This is a genomic window from Intestinibacter sp., from assembly GCF_051866655.1.
Classification (GTDB): domain Bacteria; phylum Bacillota; class Clostridia; order Peptostreptococcales; family Peptostreptococcaceae; genus Intestinibacter.
On sequence record NZ_JBJDXL010000125.1, the window covers coordinates 1 to 6,252 of the forward strand.

A 6,252-nucleotide genomic window follows, 5' to 3' on the forward strand; every position below is an offset into this window, starting at 1 on the left:
TTCTAGACCAGAAGGTTGCTTAATTATTTCAAATGAAGGTTTAATAAGTTTCATATTAAAAAGATTCTATATAATCAGCATCTGGAAATTTCATATATACATCATCCCATGCAGCATCTATTTCATGTTCTATAGATTCATCATATCTGTTGTGATACATTTCTCTATGACCATCCTTAAAATGAATAATAAATGTCATTTTAATTCTTTTAAATAATTATTAATTTTTTCTTTAGCTTTTATAACATTATTAGCACTTTCAAACCATATTTCCATAATTGGGTTAAATATAGAATCTGCAGGATTAATGCTTTCAAGAATATCTACTTCACGTCCATTAATACAATACTTAATTCTTTTATTTAAACCTTTTCCATGAAATGATTCAATTTTAGGAAATGGTAAATTAACTTTATCAATAGTTCCCTTATCAATAATAATATCAATATCTCTAAAAGAGTCTACTAAACCTCTAAGATATAGATTATAGGAACCTCCTAATCTAGGATTACAATCTTTTGGTAATAATTGTATTATTTCTTTAACTTTTTTCGGATTCATATTCTATGATATATTTATACCTTTCATATGTACTTCTAATTACTTCCTCACCTATGGGGTTTTCTCTAAGAGAGTCTCTTCTTATACATTCTTCTAATGGAATGAAAAAGTCTTTAAATTTTATTGTATATTGTATATTACTAACCCCTTCAAAAATATCACTGCACAAATTCTCAGACTGATTATGTATGGTTACAAAATTATTGTAGTATTTAATTTCTTTTTCATTAAGATTCATATTATCCACAATAATATCATATCCTGCTCCCATTGCTTTGCTTAGAAAAGCTTCTTTTAAATTTGACACTAGTTCTTCTCTACTTGGAACCCAGTATTTTCCAAGCATATTTCTAATATCATCATTGTTAAACCTAACTCTATTTTCTGGATCTTCTAATACCCATTGTTTTGCATATGTTGTCTTTCCTGATCCCTGTATCCGCGACAAAGAATAATCTTCTTAGTGCAAGATCCTTTCATATTATTCATTTTTGTTAAGTTTTGTCATATATTTAATTATCTTCTTGTGTCTTGTTAAATTCATCAATAGTTATTAGACCTAATCCATATACAAAAGTCAAAGACATTATAATTGGATTGATAAATATTAAAAGAAACCAAAATATTGTTCCTAGTATCATTGCTGGAAATAACCAGTATATAAAATTAGTTGTGCTCATAATATAAAAGAGTTGGATTATCATTATGTATATCTAGATTATCTAATTGCTTAATAGCTAATTTTTGTTGGAATAGATGCTTATCAAACTTACTAGTAATTAAATGATAACCATTAATAGTTGGAATTATGTATTTTATTTTATTTCCTTCTGGCCTGCATTCTTCTATTAAAGATATAACAGTATTCTTATATTCTATATCCTTAGAATCTAAGTCTACAATCCATAGTTTGTCATATTTTGCACTTCTACTAGAACCAGTAGCTCTATCATACACCGCTATTCCCTGTTTAGTATTTCCACTTTGAATTAATTCAGCAAATTGTTTGATAGATTCACATGCCACATCAACGGTATTTCTAGGATTTATCCAAAAGTATGCTCTGGCTTTGTTGTTTCTACATAATTCTTTGATATATTCCTTTTGTTCTAGAAAATGTTTTTTATTAAAAAAGTAAAAACTTCTTATTGTACGTGCTCCAGAGGTATAGGACGGGAGTTCAATCCCATCCTTTTTCCTCTGAATTATTTGTACAAAATAAAAATCATCTGAATCTTTTAATATGTCAAAGAATGTAGATAATTGTTCAAAATTATCACAAATCTTCATATTGATTCCATTCTTCTTCTGTTCCAGCAAATTTCTCTATTGAGTAATGATAACTATCGTCAATTAATACTTCTAAATCAGTCTCATCCAAATCTTGGTTTTCTTCTACTACAATAGAATAAGCTCCAGATTCAATAAAATGTTCATACGATTTTTCTTCTGCTAGTGGATAAATGGAATCAATATTATCTGATTCTACTTTAAAATAATCACCAGCATACCCTGTCCAAACATGTACTAAATACTTCATGATATATTACAAATTATTTTTTCAAATGCGTCTTCATAATTGTAGGTAGTATTATCAATTAACTCTTCAAGAAAATATAAGTATTCTCTAGTAGATATTAATTCTTCTCTGTACTCTTTAAAACTAAGAATATCATTAATTATATCAATGTTACCATTAGCATGTCTTTCATATTCACTTAACCTTTTATCTACTTCCGATATTTGCTTATTAACATTAGAAATAACTCTTTGTATGTCAGTATTAGTTAAGTCCATATAAACATCATCATTACCTGCCCATGGAATAGATAAATTGTCATTAAGCTCTTGATATAATTGATGGCTTCTGCTAAAACTTGCTAAAGAAATTTTCTTTTTAGAGTCTTTAAGAACTCCATAAATGTTTAAATAACTACTCATAACTATTAACCTTTTTAGTCCAATATTTAATAAAATCGTCTATTTTATCATCATTATAATAACAATCAGAATGTTGTTCAAATTGCGCAAACTCTGCTGCAGTATGATCAATTCTATACAATATGTTATATACAAACTGACCATTTCTCCATTCTTTTGGTTTTGGAAAGTTAGCTAAAAATTCTTTTACTACTTCTACTGTCATAGATTGAAAAATTCAAACAATGGATTATTTTCATAACAACTGTTAATTATAAGTCTATTAAATGAATCTTCATATTTTCTTCTAAGGTATTCCTCAAGAGATACTTTAGCTACTAATTCACTACACTTATTCTTAACAATAATTTCTTTATTGGTAATAGTATTTCCGTTTACTATTACATTATACTTTATTCTGTAATTCATGAAGCTTATCAATAATTACATTTACTAAATCATCGAGACTCTCTTCATCTGGTTCTCCATCCATAGGCATAGTACTATACCTATCTAGATAATAGTAGTAGTTATCATAAATGTCATTTATTACCATATCATCTTCTAATATATTATGTCTTTTTAAGTCATCAATAATTCCATCAATATTGACTTCAGTCTCTCCATAGTGTAAGATTGTATAATTTATTATCATATTAGTGTATCCAATGGTCTCCTATTGACATATCTGCTCCAAGAAATACATTAGGACAGAATGGCTTTCCTCCTTCTATCATACATTCCAATAATTTAGCAGATACTTCATCTTTCATAGATTCAGGACATTCTACATTTTTCTCATCATGTGCCTCAACACAGGTTTTAACTATGTTCTGATAATTTTTATCCACTATCCAATTGAAGAATAGTATTGAAGCTAGTTTATAGGCACATGCTCCGCGGTTTTGTATACGATAGTTTATTGATTGTTTCTCAGATTCAGATTTTCTTCTAAAATACCTCTTTACAGTATTTATTGTATCGCATACAATTCCATTTTTTTTCATTTCTCTATAATATTCCCAGAATCCTTCTTCCTTAAATTTTTCTTGTATTCTTAGCATCCAAGGAAAGTCAAATATATGAGCTCTATGTTTGAGAATTGGATTCATAAGGATATATCCTTTTACTACAACAGCTTTTCTACAGTAATCTTGATATTCTTTAACACCTGGGAAACCTGCCATGAAATTATCGTATATTCTCTTAGCCTCATCAATTGGAAGACTCATATTACTAGAAATAGTATTAAAATCACCACCATAATTAATTGCGAATTCAATAGATTTAGCGAATTGTCTATATTGATGGTAATTCTCTTTAATATCAGATATTTTTGTATCTCTTGGTATTTCTTTCTGATAACTCATGTAAGCTACTAGGCTATGAACATCTCCTTTTGGATCTTTAAATAGATCCACCATAGAAGTATCTCTAGAAACAGATGCTATAATGCGGCTCTCCTGTCCTGAGTAATCACAGCTAAGCCACGTATTGCCCTTTTCAGCAGTAAAACATCCTCTAGTTATGGAATCATTTGGTAAATTCTGTTGGTTAAGTTTATAAGGACCTCCTCCTGATGATACACGGCTCGTGTCTGTTCCAATAGGATGGACCTCTACATGTATTCTTCCAGTTTTTGGGTTTATAGCATTAAGCCAATTTTGCCCATATGTAGATACAACTTTTGCAGCTTTTTGATATTCAAGAAATAGTGGAATAATTGGAAACTTATCCTTTTGTGGTTTTAAATGGTCTTCTTCTATAGTCTTCTTTTTCCTCTTAGTTTTCTTATCAAAGCCATCACAATTAATACCAAGTAATTCAAAGAATGGTACAACCTGCTTATTACTAGCCCAGTTTATAGTACATTGTGGTTCTGTGTTAAAACCAGTAAAAAGATCTCCTTGTCTATCTATCTTAGTAAATAAACTTTTAACTTTCTTCTTATAAGCTGAGACTTTACCATTTGGGGAATCCAGGTCATCTTCTGGAGATCGTTTGTAACCATTTTTTAGAAGATTATCTAGAGAATCTCTATCTCGATCATTAAAATCAATTCCAGGATACTTTATATCCCAATCTCCAATATGTGTTCTATTCTTGTCCCAGTTTACAACCCATTCATTAAGCTTAGAAATAGCATTAGATAGTTTAGCATTGTCATTATTCATTTTGTCTTGCCATTTATTTGCATCCAAATGAACTCCACAATATTTAGTATAAGCTAAAGCCCTCACAAAGGAACACTCAAACTCACATGCTTTTTCTAATTCTTGTTCTCTTAAAGCAATAAGTTGTTTTTCCTTGATTTTACTAAGCCACATAACATCACCGGCTGCATACTGGACAACTCTTTCAGTAAGACCTTCATTTATGATAGCACCACGAACAGTTTTATCAACATTAATCCCAAGATACCTTTTGGCCATTGCTTTTAAAGAATAGCTAAGTTCATAATAAGGAGTTCCATCATCTTTAGTTAATTGTTCATACATTGGAAATTCTATTCCAAGTTCATTAACTAACTCTGCTGTAAGTACCTTAGGATAACCTAGATAAATTAGCTGTTCTGCTATCATTAGGTCATAAATTCTCTTAGGCCAGATTCCTTGCTTATATAAGAAGGTAAGATCAAACATAAGGTTTACTCCAATAAGAAGTTTATCACCTTCTAAGTAGTTTTTAAGTATCTGCCTTTCTTCCTTAGTTAATGTGGTCCAATCAAATACATACTGATTCTCTGGATTTCCAAGTTGTATAGTAAGTAAGTCTTTAGTATGACAATCTAAACCCATAGTTTCTGTATCAACCTCTACTTCTTCAAGTTTATTTAGCCATTCTAAAGCTACTTCTAGTGTACATTCATTATAGAGATTACTTTTAAACAGACTCCTATTCTTGCTTATTAGGAAAATCATCAGTATAAATTTTAATATTGTTTATCTCTGTATCTGGACTTTTAAATCTATAATAAATTTGCCTATTTACTTCTTCTTCTATTTCTTCTTCATTATAAACTTCTACCTTTAGAAATAAACCAAGCTCTACACCAACTTCTACATTTACTTTATGCATCAATGGTTCATTATATGGAGCTTTTGGATCACTAGCACTGCCTATAGGATAATTATCATTCTGCATATGGATCATAATTCATTACATCAACAACTTCCCAATCTGTTGCAGTAATGTCATCTCCATCAAATGTAATATATGTAGCAGCTTCATCAGTGAAATCATATACAATATACTGATTTCTGAAATTAAGTTCTGCTTCTTTTCTCATTAGCATAATTTTCATATCAGAAGGAGTAGATTGCATTTTAAGAATATACTTAGTGCCAATAGAAGCAGGAATCTGTTTATAGACAACTATATCTGACCTATAAGAAGTTCTACGTACTACTTTACTATTTTCAAGTTCTTTCAAAATTTCTCCAAATGTCATTGCAATAAATTTTTAAGTTGTTTAGAAAATCTATGTTTTAACTTATCTAAAGCAGCGTCTCTTAATTGTCTAATTCTCTCATTCCCAACTCCAAACATTTCAGCTATAGTTCTAGGATTAACAGCGTCCATCCCAATGCCATAGAACATACATAGAATATCATGTTCTCTTACAGTTAATTTAGAAAGTAATCTCTCTAATTCTTTAACAGTATATTCTTTATTTACTGTATCTTCTAATGGTTCAGAATTATCTGGAATAATATCGCACACTTGATTATTATCCTCATCACCTCCTATAAAATCATCAACAGAAACTAG

Annotated in this window: 13 protein-coding genes; all 13 read right to left on the bottom strand. The window is 29.6% G+C overall.

The genetic code is table 11. The annotated features are described in order from the left end of the window. Positions 1-55: 55 nt before the first annotated feature. A complete protein-coding gene (locus ACI3VO_RS03285; protein WP_439756550.1) occupies positions 56-199 on the bottom strand; it encodes a hypothetical protein in 144 nt (47 codons plus the stop codon). Continuing rightward, the gene (locus ACI3VO_RS03290; RefSeq protein WP_439756551.1) at positions 196-561 is read right to left on the bottom strand and encodes a hypothetical protein; all 366 of its coding nucleotides are present in this window, start codon (positions 559-561) and stop codon (positions 196-198) included. Before ACI3VO_RS03290 ends, ACI3VO_RS03285 begins: the two co-directional genes overlap by 4 nt. Beyond that, positions 542-1,009 (bottom strand): AAA family ATPase, encoded by a 468-nt coding sequence (locus ACI3VO_RS03295; RefSeq protein WP_439756552.1) that lies wholly within the window; start codon positions 1,007-1,009, stop codon positions 542-544. Before ACI3VO_RS03295 ends, ACI3VO_RS03290 begins: the two co-directional genes overlap by 20 nt. 218 nt (positions 1,010-1,227) lie before the next feature. Beyond that, on the bottom strand, positions 1,228-1,851 hold the full coding sequence (locus tag ACI3VO_RS03300) for a hypothetical protein (protein ID WP_439756553.1): 624 nt from the start codon (positions 1,849-1,851) through the stop codon (positions 1,228-1,230). Beyond that, the gene (locus ACI3VO_RS03305) at positions 1,838-2,101 is read right to left on the bottom strand and encodes a hypothetical protein (RefSeq protein WP_439756554.1); all 264 of its coding nucleotides are present in this window, start codon (positions 2,099-2,101) and stop codon (positions 1,838-1,840) included. Before ACI3VO_RS03305 ends, ACI3VO_RS03300 begins: the two co-directional genes overlap by 14 nt. Further along, complete coding sequence (locus ACI3VO_RS03310; RefSeq protein ID WP_439756555.1) at positions 2,098-2,502, bottom strand: hypothetical protein; 405 nt, start codon at positions 2,500-2,502, stop codon at positions 2,098-2,100. The genes ACI3VO_RS03305 and ACI3VO_RS03310 overlap by 4 nt, the downstream gene beginning before the upstream one ends. Continuing rightward, complete coding sequence (locus ACI3VO_RS03315; RefSeq protein ID WP_439756556.1) at positions 2,495-2,707, bottom strand: hypothetical protein; 213 nt, start codon at positions 2,705-2,707, stop codon at positions 2,495-2,497. The genes ACI3VO_RS03310 and ACI3VO_RS03315 overlap by 8 nt, the downstream gene beginning before the upstream one ends. Continuing rightward, positions 2,704-2,910: a hypothetical protein gene (locus ACI3VO_RS03320; protein ID WP_439756557.1), complete on the bottom strand. Its 207-nt coding sequence runs from the start codon at positions 2,908-2,910 to the stop codon at positions 2,704-2,706. Before ACI3VO_RS03320 ends, ACI3VO_RS03315 begins: the two co-directional genes overlap by 4 nt. Continuing rightward, positions 2,888-3,136, bottom strand: coding sequence for a hypothetical protein (locus ACI3VO_RS03325; RefSeq protein WP_439756558.1), 249 nt, complete (start codon positions 3,134-3,136; stop codon positions 2,888-2,890). The genes ACI3VO_RS03320 and ACI3VO_RS03325 overlap by 23 nt, the downstream gene beginning before the upstream one ends. A 1-nt stretch (position 3,137) precedes the next feature. Beyond that, entirely contained in the window at positions 3,138-5,402 is a 2,265-nt protein-coding gene (locus ACI3VO_RS03330) for a DNA polymerase (protein WP_439756559.1), read from the bottom strand. Continuing rightward, on the bottom strand, positions 5,377-5,625 hold the full coding sequence (locus ACI3VO_RS03335; protein WP_439756560.1) for a hypothetical protein: 249 nt from the start codon (positions 5,623-5,625) through the stop codon (positions 5,377-5,379). The genes ACI3VO_RS03330 and ACI3VO_RS03335 overlap by 26 nt, the downstream gene beginning before the upstream one ends. After that, a complete protein-coding gene (locus ACI3VO_RS03340; protein WP_439756561.1) occupies positions 5,615-5,914 on the bottom strand; it encodes a hypothetical protein in 300 nt (99 codons plus the stop codon). The genes ACI3VO_RS03335 and ACI3VO_RS03340 overlap by 11 nt, the downstream gene beginning before the upstream one ends. Before the next feature lie 14 nt (positions 5,915-5,928). Further along, a partial coding sequence (locus ACI3VO_RS03345) for a sigma factor-like helix-turn-helix DNA-binding protein (protein WP_439756562.1) occupies positions 5,929-6,252 on the bottom strand: 324 nt, incomplete at its 5' end.

What these genes read in the sequence shown, in the direction of transcription:
- ACI3VO_RS03325 (WP_439756558.1), bottom strand. Translation starts at nt 3,136, where the DNA reads ATGATAATAAATTATACAATCTTACACTATGGAGAGACTGAAGTCAAT.
- ACI3VO_RS03290 (WP_439756551.1), bottom strand. Translation starts at nt 561, where the DNA reads ATGAATCCGAAAAAAGTTAAAGAAATAATACAATTATTACCAAAAGAT.
- ACI3VO_RS03285 (WP_439756550.1), bottom strand. Translation starts at nt 199, where the DNA reads ATGACATTTATTATTCATTTTAAGGATGGTCATAGAGAAATGTATCAC.
- ACI3VO_RS03320 (WP_439756557.1), bottom strand. Translation starts at nt 2,910, where the DNA reads ATGAATTACAGAATAAAGTATAATGTAATAGTAAACGGAAATACTATT.
- ACI3VO_RS03335 (WP_439756560.1), bottom strand. Translation starts at nt 5,625, where the DNA reads ATGCAGAATGATAATTATCCTATAGGCAGTGCTAGTGATCCAAAAGCT.
- ACI3VO_RS03315 (WP_439756556.1), bottom strand. Translation starts at nt 2,707, where the DNA reads ATGACAGTAGAAGTAGTAAAAGAATTTTTAGCTAACTTTCCAAAACCA.
- ACI3VO_RS03300 (WP_439756553.1), bottom strand. Translation starts at nt 1,851, where the DNA reads ATGAAGATTTGTGATAATTTTGAACAATTATCTACATTCTTTGACATA.
- ACI3VO_RS03305 (WP_439756554.1), bottom strand. Translation starts at nt 2,101, where the DNA reads ATGAAGTATTTAGTACATGTTTGGACAGGGTATGCTGGTGATTATTTT.
- ACI3VO_RS03310 (WP_439756555.1), bottom strand. Translation starts at nt 2,502, where the DNA reads ATGAGTAGTTATTTAAACATTTATGGAGTTCTTAAAGACTCTAAAAAG.
- ACI3VO_RS03330 (WP_439756559.1), bottom strand. Translation starts at nt 5,402, where the DNA reads ATGATTTTCCTAATAAGCAAGAATAGGAGTCTGTTTAAAAGTAATCTC.